This is a genomic window from Microbacterium hydrocarbonoxydans, assembly GCF_900105205.1.
Taxonomy (GTDB): Bacteria; Actinomycetota; Actinomycetes; order Actinomycetales; family Microbacteriaceae; genus Microbacterium; species Microbacterium hydrocarbonoxydans.
This window is the reverse complement of sequence record NZ_FNSQ01000005.1, coordinates 1,573,558-1,592,880: the sequence shown is the minus strand read 5'-3', so window position 1 is coordinate 1,592,880 and position 19,323 is coordinate 1,573,558. Positions and strand designations below refer to the sequence as shown.

General features: G+C 68.7%; 17 protein-coding genes. 2 read left to right on the top strand and 15 right to left on the bottom strand.

The genetic code is table 11. From position 1 onward, the window contains the following. Positions 1–57: 57 nt before the first annotated feature. From whiA to BLW44_RS07975, 5 genes are all read right to left on the bottom strand, one after another. A complete protein-coding gene (gene whiA, locus BLW44_RS07995) occupies positions 58–1,035 on the bottom strand; it encodes a DNA-binding protein WhiA (protein WP_060926468.1) in 978 nt (325 codons plus the stop codon). A 68-nt stretch (positions 1,036–1,103) separates the two neighbouring features. Next, positions 1,104–1,976 (bottom strand): RNase adapter RapZ, encoded by an 873-nt coding sequence (gene rapZ / locus BLW44_RS07990; RefSeq protein WP_060926469.1) that lies wholly within the window; start codon positions 1,974–1,976, stop codon positions 1,104–1,106. A gap of 30 nt (positions 1,977–2,006) precedes the next feature. Further along, positions 2,007–3,908, bottom strand: coding sequence for an excinuclease ABC subunit UvrC (gene uvrC / locus BLW44_RS07985; RefSeq protein WP_060926470.1), 1,902 nt, complete (start codon positions 3,906–3,908; stop codon positions 2,007–2,009). Then, on the bottom strand, positions 3,908–6,796 hold the full coding sequence (gene uvrA, locus BLW44_RS07980; RefSeq protein WP_060926471.1) for an excinuclease ABC subunit UvrA: 2,889 nt from the start codon (positions 6,794–6,796) through the stop codon (positions 3,908–3,910). The genes uvrC and uvrA overlap by 1 nt, the downstream gene beginning before the upstream one ends. Positions 6,797–6,854: 58 nt before the next feature. After that, positions 6,855–7,298, bottom strand: a complete 444-nt coding sequence (locus BLW44_RS07975) for a MarR family winged helix-turn-helix transcriptional regulator (protein ID WP_060926472.1) — start codon at positions 7,296–7,298, stop codon at positions 6,855–6,857. Between the two features lie 45 nt (positions 7,299–7,343). Between BLW44_RS07975 and BLW44_RS07970 the strand changes: the two genes are divergently transcribed. Then, complete coding sequence (locus BLW44_RS07970; protein ID WP_060926473.1) at positions 7,344–7,586, top strand: hypothetical protein; 243 nt, start codon at positions 7,344–7,346, stop codon at positions 7,584–7,586. Positions 7,587–7,597: 11 nt separating this feature from the next. Here BLW44_RS07970 and BLW44_RS07965 read toward each other — a convergent pair whose 3' ends face one another. Together BLW44_RS07965 and uvrB are read right to left on the bottom strand one after the other, a co-directional pair. Then, complete coding sequence (locus tag BLW44_RS07965) at positions 7,598–7,936, bottom strand: TfoX/Sxy family protein (protein WP_245647379.1); 339 nt, start codon at positions 7,934–7,936, stop codon at positions 7,598–7,600. Between the two features lie 13 nt (positions 7,937–7,949). Further along, a complete protein-coding gene (gene uvrB, locus BLW44_RS07960; protein WP_060926474.1) occupies positions 7,950–10,022 on the bottom strand; it encodes an excinuclease ABC subunit UvrB in 2,073 nt (690 codons plus the stop codon). A gap of 65 nt (positions 10,023–10,087) precedes the next feature. Here uvrB and BLW44_RS07955 point away from each other — a divergent pair, with 65 nt between their 5' ends. Then, positions 10,088–10,708, top strand: coding sequence for a DUF4126 domain-containing protein (locus BLW44_RS07955; RefSeq protein ID WP_060926475.1), 621 nt, complete (start codon positions 10,088–10,090; stop codon positions 10,706–10,708). Here BLW44_RS07955 and BLW44_RS07950 read toward each other — a convergent pair. From BLW44_RS07950 to BLW44_RS07915, 8 genes are read right to left on the bottom strand one after another with little or no spacing between them, the layout of a single operon-like run. Then, on the bottom strand, positions 10,705–11,949 hold the full coding sequence (locus tag BLW44_RS07950) for an MFS transporter (protein ID WP_074731694.1): 1,245 nt from the start codon (positions 11,947–11,949) through the stop codon (positions 10,705–10,707). The two genes, BLW44_RS07955 and BLW44_RS07950, sit on opposite strands and share 4 nt — an antisense overlap. Further along, the gene (gene coaE, locus BLW44_RS07945) at positions 11,925–12,524 is read right to left on the bottom strand and encodes a dephospho-CoA kinase (protein ID WP_060926476.1); all 600 of its coding nucleotides are present in this window, start codon (positions 12,522–12,524) and stop codon (positions 11,925–11,927) included. The genes BLW44_RS07950 and coaE overlap by 25 nt, the downstream gene beginning before the upstream one ends. A gap of 31 nt (positions 12,525–12,555) precedes the next feature. Continuing rightward, the gene (locus BLW44_RS07940) at positions 12,556–13,140 is read right to left on the bottom strand and encodes a CoA-binding protein (protein WP_082724503.1); all 585 of its coding nucleotides are present in this window, start codon (positions 13,138–13,140) and stop codon (positions 12,556–12,558) included. Further along, positions 13,137–14,441 carry an O-acetylhomoserine aminocarboxypropyltransferase/cysteine synthase family protein gene (locus BLW44_RS07935; RefSeq protein ID WP_060926477.1) on the bottom strand — a complete coding sequence of 435 codons (1,305 nt, stop codon included), beginning with the start codon at positions 14,439–14,441 and terminating at the stop codon, positions 13,137–13,139. The genes BLW44_RS07940 and BLW44_RS07935 overlap by 4 nt, the downstream gene beginning before the upstream one ends. Beyond that, positions 14,438–16,447, bottom strand: a complete 2,010-nt coding sequence (acs, locus tag BLW44_RS07930; protein WP_060926478.1) for an acetate--CoA ligase — start codon at positions 16,445–16,447, stop codon at positions 14,438–14,440. The genes BLW44_RS07935 and acs overlap by 4 nt, the downstream gene beginning before the upstream one ends. Beyond that, entirely contained in the window at positions 16,438–17,298 is an 861-nt protein-coding gene (locus BLW44_RS07925; protein ID WP_060926479.1) for an ABC transporter permease, read from the bottom strand. The genes acs and BLW44_RS07925 overlap by 10 nt, the downstream gene beginning before the upstream one ends. Beyond that, complete coding sequence (locus tag BLW44_RS07920; RefSeq protein ID WP_060926480.1) at positions 17,295–18,338, bottom strand: aliphatic sulfonate ABC transporter substrate-binding protein; 1,044 nt, start codon at positions 18,336–18,338, stop codon at positions 17,295–17,297. Before BLW44_RS07920 ends, BLW44_RS07925 begins: the two co-directional genes overlap by 4 nt. Then, positions 18,335–19,189 carry an ABC transporter ATP-binding protein gene (locus BLW44_RS07915; RefSeq protein ID WP_060926481.1) on the bottom strand — a complete coding sequence of 285 codons (855 nt, stop codon included), beginning with the start codon at positions 19,187–19,189 and terminating at the stop codon, positions 18,335–18,337. Before BLW44_RS07915 ends, BLW44_RS07920 begins: the two co-directional genes overlap by 4 nt. Positions 19,190–19,323 lie beyond the last annotated feature (134 nt).

Below are 19,323 nucleotides of genomic sequence, written 5' to 3'. Positions count from 1 at the left end.
TGACGAAGCGAGGCGACACCCTCAGGGGCGTCGCCTCGCGTCGAAGTGCGCAGGTCGTCAGACGTCGAGTCCGGCGGGCACGGCGGCCTCGGTGCCCGGGATGCCCTCCTGCTGCGCCCGCTTGTCGGCCATCGCCAGAAGGCGGCGGATACGACCGGCGACGGCGTCCTTGGTCATAGGCGGGTCTGCATGGTGTCCGAGCTCATCGAGGCTCGCGTCGCGGTGCGCGAGACGCAGCTCACCGGCGACCTTCAGGTGGTCGGGGACATCGTCGGCGAGGATCTCGAGTGCGCGCTCGACGCGTGCGCAGGCAGCGACGGCGGCCTGCGCCGAGCGACGGAGATTCGCATCGTCGAAGTTCACGAGCCGGTTCACGCCGGCGCGGACCTCACGGCGCTGACGCATCTCCTCCCAGGCGACGGCGGTCTTCTGGGCGCCCATCTCGCTGAGGATGGTGCGGATGGCCTCGCCCTCGCGCACGACGACGCGCGGCATACCGCGCACCTCGCGCGCCTTGGCGGCCACTCCGAGACGGTGAGCGGCGCCGACGAGGGCCATCGCCGCCTCGGACGACGGGCACGCGACTTCGAGCATGGCCGAGCGGCCGGGCTCGCTCAGTGTTCCGGCGGCGAGGAAGGCACCGCGCCAGAGTCCGGCGACTTCGGCACGAGAGCCGGTCGTGAGGCGGTTCGGGAGGCCCCGGACCGGACGACGACGCTGGTCGAGCAGCCCGGTCTGACGAGCGAGGGTCTCCCCCGATGCGATGACACGCACGGCCCAGCGTGCGCCGTCGTTCGCCGTGCTCGACTGCACCTGGGCGATCTCGGGACGCACCCCGTAGATCTCGGCGAGGTCGCGCGCCACGCGCTGCGCGAGGATCTCGGCATCCACCTCGGCCTCGACGGCGACCCGTCCGGCGATCGAGTGCAGCCCTCCGGCGAACCGGAGGATCGATGTGACCTCCGCGACACGCACCGTCGGGGGTGCATTGCGGATGCTGACCAGCTCAGCCTTGACGTCGGTCGTTAGTGCCACGACACTCCTCTACGCTCACGCGCCGGATCGCGGCGCAAACCTCCAGCCTACTCTGACGGAGGCTTCTGCTATTCCCTGCCGAGGTCCCGATGGCGCACGTTCACGGCGACTCCCGGCACCGTCGCGAGCCGTCGAGCAAGCTCTTCGACCATCGCGACCGACCGGTGCTTGCCGCCCGTGCACCCGACGGCGACCGTCGAGTGGCTCTTGTTCTCGCGCTGATATCCCTCGAGCACCGGGGTGAGAGCGGCGGTGTAGGCATCGAGGAACTCGGCCGCGCCCTCGCGGGAGAGCACGTAGTCGCGCACCGATTCGTCCTTGCCGGTGAGTCCGCGCAGCTCCTCGTTCCAGAACGGGTTGGGGAGGAAGCGCATGTCCGCCACGAGGTCGACGTCCGTGGGGAGTCCGTACTTGAAGCCGAAGCTCATCAGCGTCACGCGGTGGCGCGCAGCGCCCTCCTCGGAGAACAGCTCGGAGACCTGGGTGGCGAGCTGATGGATGTTCAGCGCCGAGGTGTCGATGACGAGATCCGCGGCCTCGCGGATCGGTGCGAGGCGCTGGCGCTCGATGCGGATGCCGTCGAGGAGCGTGCCGTCGCCCTGCAGCGGGTGCGGGCGCCGCACCGATTCGAACCGGCGGACCAGGACGTCGTCGGACGCATCCAGGAACAGGACCCGGACGGAGCCCCGGGAGCGCAGCGCACGTGCCACCCCGGGGAAGTCGTCGAAGAGATTGCGACCGCGCACGTCGACGACGGCTGCGACCTTCGGCAGGGCCTTGCCGCCCATGTCGGTGAGGTCGAGCAGCGGGCGGAGGATCTGCGGCGGAAGGTTGTCGACCACGTACCAGCCGAGGTCCTCGAGTGCGTTCGCGACCGTCGTGCGACCTGCGCCCGACATGCCCGTGACGATGAGGAACTCGCCCTTGTCCCCGTCAGCCATGGTCACTCCTTCTTCGCCGCCCCCTCCAGCCTAGCGAGTGGAGAGATGGGTGTGGATGTTCTGGGCCAGCACCGGCCCGATGCCCTGGACCTTCTCGATCTCCTCCGGAGGGGCCGAACGCAGTGCGGTAACGGATCCGAAGTGCTTCAGGAGCACCTTGATGCGCGCCGCCCCGAGTCCCGGCACCTCGGCGAGGACGGTGGTGATGTCGTTCCGACGCCGCTTGCGCTGGTGGGTGATGGCGAACCGGTGCGCCTCGTCGCGGAGGCGCTGCAGGAGGTAGAGCGATTCGCTCGTGCGGGGCAGGATGACGGGGAAGTCCTCGCCGGGAAGCCAGATCTCCTCGAGTCGCTTCGCGATTCCGCAGACGGCGATCTCGGTGTGGCCGGCGTCACGCAGCGCTCGGGCGGCCGCCTCGACCTGCGGCTGCCCGCCGTCGACGAGCAGCAGCTGAGGCGGGTAGGCGAAACGCGGCTTGCGCTTGACCTCGACGGTGACGTCGTCGCCGATCTCACCCGTCGCGATGACGGCGGGCTCGTCGAGCTCCTCCGGGCGGTCGAGATAGGCCAGGCGACGCCGCAGCACCTGGTACATCGAGTCGGTGTCGTCGGTCGTCTCGGGGATGTTGAACGAGCGGTACTGGTCTTTGCGGGGCAGTCCGTCTTCGAACACCACCATCGACGCGACGACGTTCGTGCCGCCGAGGTGCGAGATGTCGAAGCACTCGATGCGCAGCGGCGCCTCGGACATCCCCAGCGCCTCCTGCAGGTCTGTCAGCGCCTGGGTGCGGGCGACGTAATCGCTCGTGCGCCTGGTCTTGTGACGGATCAGAGCCTGCTGGGCGTTCAGCGTCGCGGTGCGCATGAGATCGGCCCGCTGCCCGCGCTGCGCGACGGCGATCTCGACCTTCTTGCCCCGCCGGTCGCGCAGCCAGAGCTCGAGCTCAGCCGCATCGTCGGGAAGCGACGGCACCAGGATGCGGCGAGGCACGTCCTGTGAGTCGCCGTATGCGCGCTGCAGGACCTGGTCGACGAGATCGGCGCTGGAGATGTCGATCTCCTTCTCGATCGTCATCGCCCTGACTCCGCGCACACGTCCGCCGCGGATCACGAAGTGCTGCACGGCCGCGGCCAGCTCGTCTTCGGCGATGCCGAACAGGTCGGCGTCCTCGTCGGGTGCGAGCACGAGGGCGCTCTTGCCCAGCACCGCCTCGATCGCGGTGAGCTTGTCGCGGTACTTCGCGGCCGCCTCGTAATCCATCGCTGCGGATGCCGCCAGCATCCGCTTGGTGAGCTCGCGGGTGAAGCGCTCGTCGCCGCCGGCCATGAAGGCGACGAAGTCGTCGACCATCGCGCGGTGCTCCTCGATGGTGACCGTCATCGAGCACGGTCCGCCGCATTTGCCGATCTGCCCGGGGAAGCACGGGCGTCCTGTCTGCATCGCCCTCTTGTAGCTGGAGTCGCTGCAGGTGCGGATCGGGAACGCCTTGACCATCAGGTCGATCGTCTCGTGCACGGCCCACACCTTGGGGTACGGACCGAAGTACCGCGCGCCCGGGATCTTGCGATTGCGGGTGACGATCACCCGCGGCGCTTCGTCCCCGAGCGTGACCGCCATGAACGGGTAGGACTTGTCGTCCTTGTAGCGGACGTTGAAGGGCGGATCGAACTCCTTGATCCACATGTACTCCAGCTGCAGCGAATCCACGTCTGTCGGCACGACGGTCCATTCGACCGACGCCGCCGTCGTCACCATGCGACGCGTGCGCTCATGCAGCGTCCGCAGTGGCGCGAAGTAGTTCGACAGACGCTGCCGGAGGTTCTTCGCCTTGCCCACGTACAGCACGCGGCCGTCGGCGTCGCGGAAGCGGTACACGCCGGGGTTCGTGGGTATCTCCCCCGCTCTCGGCTTGTACGCGAGTACGTCGGCCATCAGCTGGCCTTCCGCGCGGAGCGCCCCTCATCCAGGATCTCGGCGAGGAACTGTCCGGTGTGGCTCTCTTCGACCCTGGCGATCTGCTCAGGGGTTCCGGTCGCCAGGATCTCTCCTCCGCCCGATCCGCCCTCGGGTCCGAGGTCGATGACCCAGTCCGCCGACTTGATCACGTCGAGGTTGTGCTCGATGACGATCACCGTGTTGCCCTTGTCGACGAGCCCGTTCAGCACCTCGAGCAGCTTGCGCACGTCTTCGAAGTGCAGACCGGTGGTCGGCTCGTCGAGGACGTAGATGCTGCGGCCGTTACTCCGCCGCTGCAGCTCGGTGGCGAGCTTGACGCGCTGCGCCTCGCCGCCGGACAGAGTCGTCGCCGACTGTCCGAGTCGGACGTAGCCGAGGCCGACGTCGACGAGCGTCTTCATATAGCGGTGGATCGCCTGGATGGGCTCGAAGAACTCCGCGGCCTCTGCGATCGGCATCTCGAGCACCTCGGCGATGTTCTTGCCCTTGTAGTGCACGGCCAGGGTGTCGCGGTTGTAGCGCTTGCCATGGCAGACCTCGCAGTCGACGTACACGTCGGGGAGGAAGTTCATCTCGATCTTGATCGTGCCGTCGCCCGAGCACGCCTCGCAGCGCCCTCCCTTGACGTTGAAGCTGAATCGGCCGGGCTGGTAACCGCGGACCTTCGCCTCCGGCGTCTCGCTGAACAGCGAGCGGATCCGGTCGAACACTCCTGTGTAGGTCGCCGGGTTCGATCGCGGGGTGCGACCGATGGGCGCCTGGTCGACGTGCACGACCTTGTCGAGGTTGTCGAGGCCGGACACGCGCGTGTGCTTGCCCGGCACCGTGCGAGCGCCGTTGAGCCGCGATGCGAGCACCTGGTACAGGATGTCGTTGACGAGCGACGACTTGCCTGACCCCGAGACGCCGGTCACGGCCGTCAGGACGCCCAGCGGGAAGTTGACGCTCACGTTCTTGAGGTTGTTCTCCCGCGCGCCGACCACGCTCAGCATCCGCTTCTTGTCGAGCTTGCGGCGCTTGGTCGGCGTCGGGATCTCGCGCGCACCGGAGAGGTACTCACCCGTCATGGAGTCGGGCTCGTTCAGCAGCGCCGAGTACGGCCCGGAATGCACGACCTCGCCGCCGTTCACTCCCGCGCCGGGTCCGATGTCGACGACCCAGTCGGCCGCCTCGATCGTCTCTTCGTCGTGCTCCACGACGATGAGCGTGTTGCCGAGATCGCGCAGCTTCAGGAGCGTGTCGATCAGTCGCCGGTTGTCACGCTGGTGGAGACCGATCGACGGCTCGTCGAGGACGTAGAGCACTCCGGTGAGACCGGAGCCGATCTGCGTGGCCAGACGGATGCGCTGCGCCTCTCCACCTGACAGCGACCCCGCGGACCGGCTGAGATTCAGGTACGAGAGACCCACCTGCAGCAGGAAGTCGAGTCGGAGGCGGATCTCGCGCAGGACCTGGGCGGCGATCTTCGCCTCGCGGTCGGTGAGCGTGAGCGTCTCCATGAACGAGCGTGCATCGGCGAGGCTCAGGTGCGACACCTCGGCGATCGAGTGGCCGTGCACCTGCACGGCCAGCACCTCGGGCTTGAGCCGGTTGCCGTCGCAGACCGGGCACGGGACCTCACGGAGGTACTCGCCCCACCGAGAGCGCTGCGTGTCGGATTCCGCCTGCGCGTACTGGCGCTCGATGTACGGGACCACGCCTTCGAAGCCGGACGCGTAGCGCATCTCGCGCCCGTACCGGTTCTTGAACTTCACGGTGACCTTGTAGTTGTCGCCGCGGAGGATCGCGTCCTGGACGTCGACCCTGAGGTCCTGCCAGGGGGTGTCGAGCGAGAAGTTGAGGTCGGCCGCCAGTCCCTCGAGCAGTCGCTCGTAGTACTGGAACAGGCCCTTGCCCTGGGTCGTCCAGGGGATGATGGCGCCCTCGCGGATCGAGAGCTCCTCGTCTCCGAGCATCAGGTCGACGTCCACCGACATGCGGGTGCCGAGGCCCGAGCAGGCGGGGCAGGCGCCGAACGGAGCATTGAAGGAGAACGTCCGCGGCTCGATCTCGGTGAGGGTGAGCGCGTGGCCGTTCGGGCACGCCAGCTTCTCGGAGAAGGACTGCCACGCGGCGTCGCCCTCTTCGTCGACGAAGTTCACCTGAACGACGCCGCCGGCCAGTCCCAGCGCGGTCTCGACCGAGTCGGTGACGCGCCCGAGGATGTCGTCTGCCGCGACGAGACGGTCGACGACGACCGCGATGTCGTGCTTGTAGCTCTTCTTGAGCGTGGGCGGCTCGGCGAGCTGGATCAGGTCACCGTCGACGATCGCGCGGGAGTATCCCTTGGCGCCGAGCTCGCGGAACAGGTCGACGAACTCGCCCTTCTTCTGCGAGACGATGGGCGCGACGATCTGGTACCGGGTGCGCTCAGGCAGCTCCATGAGCTGATCGGCGATCTGCTGCACGGTCTGCCGCTGGATGCGGGCTCCGCACTCGGGGCAGTGCGGGATGCCGATGCGCGCCCAGAGCAGACGCATGTAGTCGTAGATCTCGGTGATCGTGCCGACGGTCGAGCGCGGGTTGCGGTTCGTCGACTTCTGGTCGATCGACACCGCGGGGCTCAGCCCCTCGATGAAGTCGACGTCAGGCCGGTCGACCTGGCCGAGGAACTGGCGCGCGTAAGCGCTCAGCGACTCGACGTAGCGACGCTGACCTTCGGCGAAGATCGTGTCGAACGCGAGACTCGACTTTCCCGACCCGGACAGCCCGGTGAACACGACGAGCGAGTCGCGCGGGATGTCGATGTCGACGTTCTTGAGATTGTGGACGCGGGCACCGCGAACACTGAGTTTTCCTGGGGTTGCAACCGGGACGATAGGCACTGATCAAGTCTACGAGGGGCCACGGACATTGGCTCCGTGAGGGCTCCCAGACAAGCGCTCACTCCGGGGCGGAACGGCGCCCCGCGAACGCCGACAACCCGTCGCGAAGGGCCGAGATCTGCTCGAGGTCCATCTCGACGGCGGCCATGACCTGGCGCGGCACGTCGAGTGCCCGTTCGCGCAGAGCGCGCCCCGCCGCGGTGAGCGTGATGTCGAGGCGCCGCTCATCCTGCGCGCTGCGTTGTCTCTCGACGAGGCCGTCCGCTTCGAGGCGCTTCACGAGCGGCGAGGCCGTCGCCGGCTCCATCGCGAGATCGGCGGCGAGGTCGTTGAGCGGCCGGGGTGCGCGCTCCCACAGGGCGAGCATCACGAGGTACTGGGGATGCGTGAGCCCCAATGGCTCGAGGATCGGACGATATATCGCGACGACGTTGCGGGCGGCAGTCACCAGAGCGAAGCAGAGCTGGTTGTCGAGCTTGAGCAGGTCATCGGATGCCGTCACGGCATCGACTATACATCTACCCTAATGATTAGTACACTAAGCATCATGGCACACTCCAGTGATCGCCCTCCCCTTCGCACTCGGATCCGCGAGGCCGGTGGCCTCTACGCGTGGATCAACACGAACCTGATCCGCCTCGCAGGACCGGCCTCCGTCGGCCCGTACGAGAAGGCTCCGCCCCCCAGCGCCGCGGAGCGCGCCGCACGCGCCTGTCCGCTGTGCGGAGCGCCGATGAGCGAACACGAGATCGACCGCTCGGGCGCCAAGACCCTCGTGCACTGCCCCTGACAGACGCGGCGTCACCGGTCGCGAGATGCATCCTCACGTGCCGCGTCGAGCCAGAACGCCAGGTCGGCATCGTCGACCAGCACCTCGGGCGCGACATCGAGCCACCCCGTGCCCATGGTGCGCGGCCCCATGACCGCGGTCTCCACTCCTGGCCTGGCGACGAGCGTCGCGCCGTGCTCCTCGTCGACCCTCACCAGGAGCACTCCGCCGGAGCGCGCCCCCACGAGGATGTGCCCGTCGATGAGGAACGCCCGAGTGCCGAACATCCGCTTCTCCTCGACATCCGCATCGAGCGTCAGCAGTGCCCGCACCCGGTCGGCGAGCTCCTCCCCTGCGACGTCCATGGTCATCACTGCCTGAGGATCAGGCGTGCCCGGCCCGTTCCATCGCCCGCAGCTCCTTCTTGAGGTCCTGCACCTCGTCTCGCAGTCGTCCGGCGAGCTCGAACTTGAGCTCGGCAGCAGCCGCGAGCATCTGGTCGGACAGATCCTGGATCATGGCCTCGAGCTGCTGCGCACCCTCGGCGGCGATACCCGTCCGGCGGAGGTTCGGAGTGGGCGACTTGCCCTTGCCCGTCGCGCGGCCACGCCCGGACAGCATGTCGGCCGTGTCCGCGCCCTCGCGGGCAAGGACCTCGGTGATGTCGGCGATCCGCTTCCGCAGTGGCTGCGGATCGATCCCGTTCTCGAGGTTGTAGGCGACCTGCTTCTCTCGACGGCGGTCTGTCTCTTCGATGGCCTTCGCCATCGAGTCGGTGATCCTGTCGGCGTACATGTGCACCTCGCCGGACACGTTTCGCGCCGCACGCCCGATGGTCTGGATGAGCGACGTCCCTGAGCGGAGGAAGCCCTCCTTGTCGGCGTCGAGGATCGCGACCAACGAGACCTCCGGCAGGTCGAGACCTTCGCGGAGCAGGTTGATGCCCACGAGGACGTCGTAGACGCCGCTGCGGAGTTCGCTGAGCAGCTCGACCCGGCGCAGCGTGTCGACGTCGGAGTGCAGGTACCGCACGCGCACACCGTGCTCGCCGAGGAAGTCCGTGAGCTCCTCGGACATCTTCTTCGTGAGAGTCGTCACGAGCACACGCTCGTCGCGCTCGACACGCAGGCGGATCTCCTCGAGGAGATCGTCGATCTGGCCCTTCGACGGCTTCACGATGATCTGCGGATCGACGAGACCGGTCGGGCGGATGATCTGCTCGACCACGCCGTCGGCGATCCCCATCTCATACTTGCCCGGGGTCGCCGAGAGGTACACGGTCTGGCCGATGCGGTTCTTGAACTCGTCCCAGCGCAGCGGCCGGTTGTCCATGGCGCTCGGCAGGCGGAAGCCGTGATCGACGAGCGTGCGCTTACGAGATGCGTCGCCCTCGTACATCGCACCGATCTGCGGCACGGTGACGTGCGACTCGTCGATGACGAGCATGAAGTCGTCGGGGAAGAAGTCGAGCAGGGTGTGCGGCGGCTCACCGGGCTGACGACCGTCCATGTGGCGGGAGTAGTTCTCGATCCCGGAGCAGAAGCCGAGCTGCTGCAGCATCTCGAGGTCGAACGTCGTGCGCATACGCAGTCGCTGCGCCTCGAGCAGCTTGCCCTGCCGCTCGAACTCCTTCAGCCGCTCCTCGAGCTCGTGCTCGATCGTGCCGATCGACCGCTGGATCACATCGGTCCCTGCCACGTAGTGCGAGGCGGGGAAGATCGGCACGGAATCGAGCTTCTCGATGACCTCGCCGGTGAGCGGATGCAGGGAGTACAGCGCCTCGATCTCGTCACCGAACAGCTCGATGCGGATCGCGTGCTCCTCATAGACCGGGATGATCTCGATCGTGTCGCCGCGTACCCGGAAGTTCCCGCGCGAGAAGTCGACGTCGTTGCGGTTGTACTGCATCGAGATGAACTGGCGGATCAGAGCATCCCTGTCGTACCTCTCCCCCACCTGGAGCGCGACCATGGCGCGCAGATACTCTTCCGGGGCGCCGAGACCGTAGATGCACGACACGGTCGAGACCACGATCACGTCTCGACGGCTGAGGAGCGAGTTCGTGGTGGAGTGACGCAGACGCTCCACCTCGGAGTTGATCGACGAGTCCTTCTCGATGAAGGTGTCCGTCTGCGGGACGTACGCCTCGGGCTGGTAGTAGTCGTAGTACGAGACGAAGTACTCGACGGCGTTGTTCGGCATCAGCTCGCGGAACTCGTTGGCGAGCTGCGCGGCGAGGGTCTTGTTGTGCGCGAGCACGAGGGTCGGGCGCTGCACCTGCTCGACGAGCCAGGCGGTCGTGGCGGACTTTCCGGTACCCGTCGCTCCGAGCAGCACGATGTCGGTCTCGCCCGCATTGATGCGCGACGCGAGCTCGGCGATCGCCTTGGGCTGGTCGCCGGCGGGTGCGTACTCGCTGATGACCTCGAAGGGACGGACACTGCGGGTGGTCTGCATGCTTCCAGCGTATGCCTGGCCACCGACATCCGGGCCGCCGAGGCGAGCACACCTAGAGTGGGGGCGTGATCGAGTTCATCATCGGCACCAGCCTCGCCGCATCCGCGGGCCTCAACGCCTGGATGCCGCTCTTCCTGCTAGGGCTGGCTGACCGACTCCTACCGGCGATGGAACTGCCGTCGTCCTGGTCGTGGCTGTCGAGCGATCTCTCCCTCTGGATCCTCGGCGGGCTGCTGCTTCTCGAGATCGTCGCCGACAAGATCCCGGCACTCGACTCCGTGAACGACGTCATCCAGAGCATCCTGCGCCCGGCATCCGGCGGTATCGCCTTCGGCGCGGGCTCCGGAGCGCAGACCATCGCCGTGGACGATCCGGCGGCCTTCTTCACCGACAACACGTGGGTGCCGGTCGTGGTGGGCATCGTCATCGCCCTGATCGTCCACATCGTGAAGGCGTCGGCCCACGTGGCGGCGAACACCGTGACGGGCGGCCTCGCCGCTCCCGTGCTGAGCACGGCCGAGGACGGCGCATCGTTCGCGCTCGCCGCCGCGGCGATCATCGTCCCGGTCGTGGCCGCCGTGCTGCTGGTCGGACTCGTGGTGGTCGTCATCCTCGGGCTGCGTCGCCTGGCGCGCAGGCGTCGGGAGAACAACTCCGGTCACTCGGCCGGCCGCGTCAGCACTTAGACGTTCTGCGGCACGCGCCCGGTCGGGGCGCTGCGGAGCGCGATCGCGGCTCCGGCGCCGGACACCACGCACATCGCGACGATCGCTGCCACGAACCACGCCCATGCGGCCTCGCCGAACACGATCCCCAGTGCCCAGCCGAACAGACTCGAACCCGCGTAGTAGCCGAAGTAGTAGAGCGACGACGCCTGCGCCCGACTGCCCGGCGGTGACTCGGCGGGTGCCCAGCCGGAGGCCACGGCATGCGCGGCGAAGAACCCGGCCGTGAAGATCAGCAGACCGACGACCACGAGCGGCGCGACCGGAGCGAGCATGATCGCCGCACCGATCGCCATGACCGCGATAGAGCACAGGAGCACCTGATAACGCCCGAACCGCGATGCCAGCCGACCCGCCGAGGGCGACGACGCCGTGCCGGCGAGATAGGCCAGGAAGAGCAGCGTGACCAGCCATGTCGGCAGTCCGAAGGGCGGCGCGACCAGGTGGAAGCCGAGGTAGTTGTACACGGCGACGAACGCCCCCATGAGGAGGAAGCCCTGGAGGTACAGCACCAGCTGGCGCGGCGACCGCATCGGCGCCAGGAGCCGGGTGAGCATGCCCGGTCCCGTGCTGTCGCGGAAGCGTCCGGGCACGAATCCCTGCGCTCTCGGGGTGAGCCAGAGGAAGAGCGCGGCGGCCAGCCCGCAGACCCCGGCCACGACCCAGATCCCCACGCGCCACCCGAACTGCTCGCCGGCGACCCCCGACACGACACGGCCGAGCAGGCCGCCCACCGTCGTCCCCGCGATGTAGCTCCCCGCCGCAGCGGCCGCACTGCGGGCGCTCACCTCCTCGCTGAGGTACGCGAGCGCGACGGCCGGCACCGCGCCCAGCGCGATCCCTTCCAGAAGCCGCAGCACCAGCAGCATCTCCATCCCGGCGCTGAAGGGAGTGAGCAGCCCCATCACGGTCGCAGCGATCACCCCGATCGCCATGGCCGGCACGCGACCGATACGGTCGGCGACCATCGACCACGGGATGACCGCGGCGGCGAGACCGAGAGTCGCAGCCGAGACTGCGAGCGCGGCTGTCGCCGGCGGGATGGCGAGGTCCGCTGACAGCTGGGGAAGCACGGCCTGCGGCGAGTACAGCTGGGCGAAGGTGGCGATCCCGGCGAAGAACAACCCGACGATGAGGCGCCGATAGGCCGCAGAACCGGGGGTATGACCGGTGAAGGTCACGACGAGCGGATCCGCTCCCACAGCGCATCCGTCTGCTGGATCGTCTGCTCCAGGGTTCCCGAGGTGTCGACGACCTCGTCGGCGATCGCGAGGCGCCGATCGTCAGAGACCTGCGCATCGATCCGCTCCTGCGCCGACTGTGCCGTCATGCCGCGCAGCTCGACGAGTCGGCGTCGGCGTTCCTCGGCGGGGGCGTGCGCGACGACGATGAGATCCCAGGGGTCGTCGACCCGCGCCTCCACGAGCAGTGGGACGTCGTAGACGACGACGGTTGAGGGGTCCGCGGATGCGGCCGCCTCGAAGCGACGCTGCGACTCCGCACGCACCGCGGGGTGGACGATGGCGTTCAGTCGGGCGAGCTGCTCCGGATCGCCGAAGACCTTCGCCCCCAGCGCCGCTCGGTCGAGTCCGCCGTCGGTCGCGATGACCTCATCGCCGAAGGTCTCCCGAATGCGTGCGAGCACCGGGGTGCCGGGAGCCTGCACGTCGCGTACGATCTGATCCGCATCGACGACGACCGCTCCGTGCTCCGCGAGTCGTCGTGCGATGGTCGACTTGCCGGAGGCGATGCCGCCGGTCAGCGCGATGAGAGGCATGCCGCCAGTCTAGGCTCGGCGCCGGTACCGCTCACCGCGCGGAGAGCTGACGGCGCGAGCTGATGACGCCGGTGTCGAAGCCCGCGAGGTGCAGCCCGCCGTGGAACCGGGCATGCTCGATCTTGACGCACCGGTCCATGACGACGGACAGCCCGGCAGACTTGGCGATGACCGCCGCATCCTCGTTCCACGAGCCCAGCTGCAGCCACAGGGTCCGCGCCCCCGCCTCGACCGCCTCCTGGGCGACGCCGGGAAGATCGTCGTGCCGCCGGAAGACGTCCACGATGTCGGGAGCCACCGGCAGGTCGGCCAGAGAGGCGTAGACCGGCTGCCCCAGGATCTCGGTCTCCCGTGGGTTGACGAGATAGACCTGGTACCGCGTGCTGGAGAGCAGATAGGTCGCGACGAAGTACGACGCGCGAGCGGGGTTGGCGGATGCGCCGACGATCGCGATCGAGGTGGCGCCGCGCAGGATGCCGAACCTCTGCTGGGGGCCGGGACCGATCCACTTCCGATCGGAAGGCGCCGACGCGACGCCGGGCAGCGCACAGGATGCCTGGTCCTGCACCGGAGGGACCGCGCAGCTGTCGCCGGCCGCACTCGGGATGCCGCTCATCTGCCTGCTCCTGTCGCTGTCGTGAGGGCCTGGTCGAGGTCCCAGATGATGTCCTCCGCATCCTCGAGTCCGACCGAGATCCGAATGAGGTCGGGGCGCACTCCGGCAGCCGCGAGCTGCGCCTCGGTGAGCTGACGGTGCGTCGTGGACGCCGGGTGGATGACGAGCGTGCGCGCATCGCCGATGTTCGCGAGGTGCGAGGCCAGCTGCAGGCTGTCGATGAACGTCTCCCCCGCTGCACGGCCATCGTCGGCCTTCACTCCGAAGGCGAACACCGAGCCGGGCCCGAGCGGGAGGTACTTGGCGGCGCGCTCGTGGTGCGGGTGGTCCTCGAGCCCTGCCCACGTGACGTACTCGACGCGCGGATCGGAGTGCAGCCAATCGGCGACGACCCGCGCGTTCGCGAGGTGCGCGTCGATGCGCTGCGGCAGCGTCTCGACGCCCTGCAGGAGAGCGAACGCCGACTGCGCGCTGAGGGCGGGGCCGATGTCGCGCAGCTGCTCGGTGCGGAGCTTGGTGAGGAACCCGTACTCGCCGAAGTTGTCCCACCACCGGATGCCGCCGTAGGACTCCACGGGCTCCGTCATCTGCGGGAACCGGCCGTTGCCCCAGTCGAAGGTGCCCTTCTCGATGACGACGCCGCCGAGAGTGGTCCCGTGGCCGCCGAGGAACTTCGTCACCGAGTGGATGACGATGTCGGCGCCGTGCTCCAGAGGACGCGCGAGGTACGGCGTCGCGAGTGTCGCGTCGACGACGAGGGGAACCCCTGCGGCGTGCGCGACCTCGGCGAGTCCCTCGATGTCGGCGATCTCGCCCGAGGGGTTCCCGATCATCTCGACGTAGACGACCTTCGTCTCCGGACGGATGGCCGCGGCGTAGTCGGCAGGGTCGGACGAGGCGACGAACGTGGTCTGCACACCGAATCGACGCAGCGTGACGTCGAGCTGGGTGACAGTGCCCCCGTACAGCTGCGCGGCAGCCACCACGTGGTCTCCCGCTCCGACGAGCGCTGCGAAGGTGATGAACTCGGCGCTCATGCCGGACGCGGTGGCCACCGCTCCGATCCCACCCTCGAGCGAGGCGAGGCGCTCTTCGAGTGCAGCGACCGTGGGGTTGCCGATCCGCGAGTAGATGTTGCCGTACTTCTGCAGCGCGAAGAGGTTCCCGGCGTCTGCGGCATCGTCGAACACGAACGACGTGGTCTGGTAGATCGGCACCGCTCTCGCCCCCGTGGTCGCGTCTGGCGTGCCGCCCGCATGCAGCGCGCGGGTGCGGAATCCGAATCGGTGTTCGTCGGTCATGATGTCCTCAGTTCTGCGTTCTCGAGCACGGCGGCGATCTCATCCACGGCCCAGGGGTTCTGCAGCGATGTCGTGTCACCGAGAGGCTCGGATTCGCGGCCGGCACGACGAGCCTGCTCCGCCTCCCACAGCTGCGCCAGCAGGCGCCGCATGATCTTGCCCGAGCGGGTCTTGGGAAGGTCCGCCACCACGACGATGTGCTTCGGCTTGGCGACCGGTCCGATCGCGGTGGCGACCTCCGACCGCAGAGCGGCCGGCGACACCTCGGATCGTCCGGACGGCGTCACGAAGGCGATGATCGCCTGCCCGGTCAGGGCATCCGCAACGCCGGCCGTTCCGGCCTCGCCGACCGTGTCGTGCGCGACGAGCGCCGACTCGATCTCGATCGTCGAGAGCCGGTGACCCGACACGTTCACGACGTCGTCGAGGCGTCCGAGGATCCAGATGTAGCCGTCGGCGTCCCTGGTGGCCCCGTCTCCGGCGACGTAATAGCCGCCGTGCTCGCCGTGCCCGGCGAACGTCGACCAGTACGCGTCCCGATAGCGCTGCGGGTCGCCCCACACGGTCCGAGCCATCCCGGGCCACGGTCGTCGGACGACGAGCGTCCCCGACCGGCCGGGCGCGACCTCCTCGCCATGCGCGTCGACCACCGTCGCGTCGATCCCCGGAAGCGGCACGGAGGCGGATCCCGGCTTCAGCGTCGTGACACCGGGCAGGGGTGCGATCATCGCCGCTCCGGTCTCCGACTGCCACCAGGTGTCGACCACCGGGAGCTCGTCCCGTCCGAAGTTGCGCCGGAACCAGATCCAGGCCTCCGGATTGATCGCCTCGCCGACCGTGCCGAGCAGCCGGAGGGTCGAGAGGTCGTGCCCAGGCGGGAGGTCGGCTCCGAACCAGGTCATGAACGTGCGGATCAGCGTCGGGGCCGTGTAGTAGACCGTCACCCCGTAGCGCTCGATGATCTCGAGATGACGCGCGGTGTGCGGGCTGTCCGGTGTCCCCTCGTAGATCACCTGCGTCAGTCCGTTCGACAGCGGACCGTAGATCTCGTAGGTGTGCGCCGTCACCCAGGCCAGGTCGGCCGTGCACCAGTGCACGTCGTCGGGCTTCGCGTCGAAGTGCGCCCAGTGCGCCCAGCTCGCGTGGGTCAGGTACCCGCCGGAGGTGTGCACCAGCCCCTTGGGGCGTCCGGTGGTTCCCGAGGTGTAGATGATGAAGAGCGGATGCTCGGAGTCGAAGGCCTCCGCGACGTGCTCCGAGGAGGCACCGTCGACGACGTCGTGCCACCAGACGTCCCGACCCTCGGTCCAGGGCACGCTCTGCCCGGTGCGACGGACCACGAGCAGGTGCTCGAGGTCGGGAAGGTCGGCCGCAGCCGCGTCGGCGGTGGACTTGACCTCCGTCGCCGTGCCACGGCGGAACTGGCCGTCGCTCGTGACGAGCAGCTTCGCCCCGGTGTCGGTGAGACGGAACCGGACGGCTTCCGCCGAGAACCCGCCGAAGACCAGCGAATGCACGGCACCGATCCTGGCGCAGGCGAGGGTGACGACCACCGTCTCGATCAGCACAGGCAGGTAGATCACGACGCGGTCCCCCGCCTCGATGCCGAGAGCGGTGAGGGCGTTCGCGGCGCGTGCGACGCGACGCTGCAGGTCGGCGTAGGTGACCGACTCCCGGTCTCCCGGCTCGCCCTCGAAGTGCAGCGCGACCTTGCTTCCGAGGCCTGCGGCGACATGGCGATCGACGCAGTTCTCCGCAACGTTGAGACGACCGCCCAGGAACCAGCGCGCGGCGGGGACGGCGTCACCGACCGGCGCATCCCACTCGTGCGCCGTGTGCCATGGGCGTGCCCAGTCGAGACGCGCCGCTGCAGCCTCCCAGAAGGCGACGGGATCGGCAGCGGCTCGTGCGTATGCCTCTTCTGTCACGTTCGCCTGCGCGGCGAACGCGGCGGGCGCGGCATACGTCCGCGTCTCGTGCAGTCGCGCCTCCGTCGTCACGTCCATCGGCGCAACAGGTACTTCTCGACGAGCGCCAGCACGCCGTTGGTGAGGGTGCCCAGGAGCGCGAGGAGGACGATCGAGAGGATGATCCTGTCGACGCGGCCGCTGTTCTGCGAGTCCGTGAGCAGGAAGCCGAGACCCATCGACGCGGCGATGAGCTCCGCTGCGACGAGGAAAAGCCAGGCCTGTGCGAGCGCGAGCCGGAGCCCGGCGGCCACCGAGGGCACGACGGCAGGCAGCTGCACGGTGCGGAACAGCGACCACCCTCTCAGGCTGAACGACCTCCCGGCCTCGACGAGCTGCGGGTCCACGTGACGCAGCGCTGAGGCGACGGTCGTATAGACCGGGAAGAACGCGCCGATCGCGATCAGCGTGACCTTGGACTCCTCGCCGATCTGCATCCACAGGATGAGCAGGGGCACCCAGGCGAGCGAGGGCACGGCGCGGACAGCGGCGAGCGTCGGGCTCAGCAGCACGTCGCCGAGACGCGACAGACCGACGACACCGGCCACCGCGAGTCCGATCAGGGAGCCGATCGCGAAGCCGAGCACGACGCGCTGCACCGAGATGGCGACGTGCGTCCAGAGCTCACCACGCTCCGCGAGCTCGACCCCCGCCGTGAGCACGGATGCCGGGGCCGGCAGACGGTACGCGGGCACCAGTCCCATGCTCGTCACGACCTGCCAGGCGATCAGGATGAGGGCGGGCAGCAGGAGCCCCGCGAGGATCCGTACCGCGACTCGACCCCCCTGGCGCCGTGCACCGGCTGCCGGACGCCGATGGCGTCCCGCAGCGAAGTCGAGCGCATCCCGCGACTCCGCCGGGACGATCACGCGCTGGTCGAGTTCACTCACTCGTCCTCGACCGCCTTCTCGGCGAAGCTCGCGTCGATGATCGAGTCGAGCGCCTTCTGCACCGACTCCTCCCCGCCCTCGACGTCGCCGGACTCGACGAGCACGGGGGCGATCTTCTCCAGCACCGCGAGCTGCGCATCGCCGGGGATGCCACTCACGTCGAGGTTGGAGCGCTCCTCGATCACCGTGGTCGCGACCTCGATGTCGATGCCGGCGACCTCCGCGAGCAGTGCGGCGGTCTCCTCGGGATTCTCGAGGGCCCACTCGCGGGCCTGCTCGTACGCGTCGACGACAGCCTGGGCGAGGTCGGGGTGGCCGTCGATGAACTCCTCTGTGGCGTTGAGGAAACCGTAGGTGTTGAAGTCCACGTTGCGGTAGATCAGCTGGTCATCCGACTCGACCTCGGCCGCGGCCATGATCGGGTCGAGGCCGGCCCAGGCATCGACCGATCCCCCGTCGAGGGCCGCGCGGCCGTCGGCGTGCTGGAGGTTCTGGATCTCCACGTCGTCGGCGGACAGCCCGGCCTCCTCCAGCGCCTGGAGCAGGAAGAAGTACGGGTCGGTCCCCTTCGTCGCCGCGATGGAGGTGCCGGCGAGATCCTCGACCGAGGTGATGTCGCTGTCCGGACCGACGACGATCGCTGACCACTCCGGCTGCGAGAAGATGTCGATGACCTGGATGGGCGACCCGTTCGAGCGTGCGAACAGCGCAGCGGATCCGGCGGTGGAGCCGACGTCGATCGAGCCGGAGCGCAGCAGCTCGTTGGCCTTGTTGGATCCGGCGGACTGGATCCACTCGACCTCGACGTCATCACCGAGGATCTCCTCGAGGATGCCCTGATCGCGGATCACGAGGCTGAGCGGGTTGTACGTCGCGAAATCGATGGAGAGCGTGTCGGCGGACCAGTCGCCTGAGGCGGTGCCTGCGGCGGAGTCGTCGGACGCGGTGGCGTTCTCTCCCGCGACACAGCCCGTGGCGGTAAGCATCAGCACTCCGGCGATCGCGAACGCAGGGGCGGTACGGCGGGTGATGATGCTCATCGGGTCTCCTCGAGGGCGGTGCGGTGGTGGGTGTCGACGCCGAGTCCTTCGAGGAGCTCGGCACGCAGGTCGGCGGGGCCGCGGTCGGCGCGGTCGCGGGGGCGGATGCCGGGCACGGCGACGGTGCGCGCGATCGACGCCGCCTCCGCGTCCGTGTCGTCGGCGAGAGTGCGCAGCAGCAAGACCCTGTCTGCGAGGTAGAGGGCTTCCTCGACGTCGTGGGTGACGAGGAGGACGGTGGTCGGCTCCACCGCGTGGATCTTCAGGAGCAGGTCGTGCATGCGCAGGCGCGTCAGCGCGTCCAGCGCCCCGAACGGCTCGTCCAGCAGCAGCACGCCGGGGTTGCGTGCCAGAGCGCGAGCGAGCGATGCACGCTGCGCCATGCCGCCGGACACCTCGCTGGGATGCTGGTCGGCGGCGTGCTCGAGTCCGACGAGCGCGAGCAGCTCTCGGACGCGAGCGCGACCGTCCCGCCGGGAGGTCCCCCGGGGAAGCCCGATCTCGACGTTCTGGGCGATCGTGCGCCACGGCAGCAGACGCGGTTCTTGGAATGCCACTGCGGTGCGCTCGTCGACGTCGGCGACGCTGGACCCGGCGATCTGGATGCTGCCGCCGGTCGGCGCGTCCAGGCCGCCGACCAGGCGCAGGAGCGTCGACTTGCCGCAGCCGGAGGGCCCGACGATGGCGACGATCTCCCCCGCACCGACGTCGAGCTCGATGCCCCGGAGGACGTCGTGGCTCCCGCGGGAGCGCGGGAAGCTGCGCTCGACGCCGCGGAGGCGGACCGCCTGAGCGGTGCCGACATCCGCCCGCGAGGCGTCGACGTTCGCAGCGGTCAGCAGGGAGGTCATGTCCCCATGCTGGCGGGGGTCGTGAAATGTGACGAATACGGACGTAATGTTCGGTCACGCAGGCCTGTCCGGCATCCGCAGACGCGAAACGGGCCGCCATCCCGAAGGATGACGGCCCGTTCAGAGCGTGATGC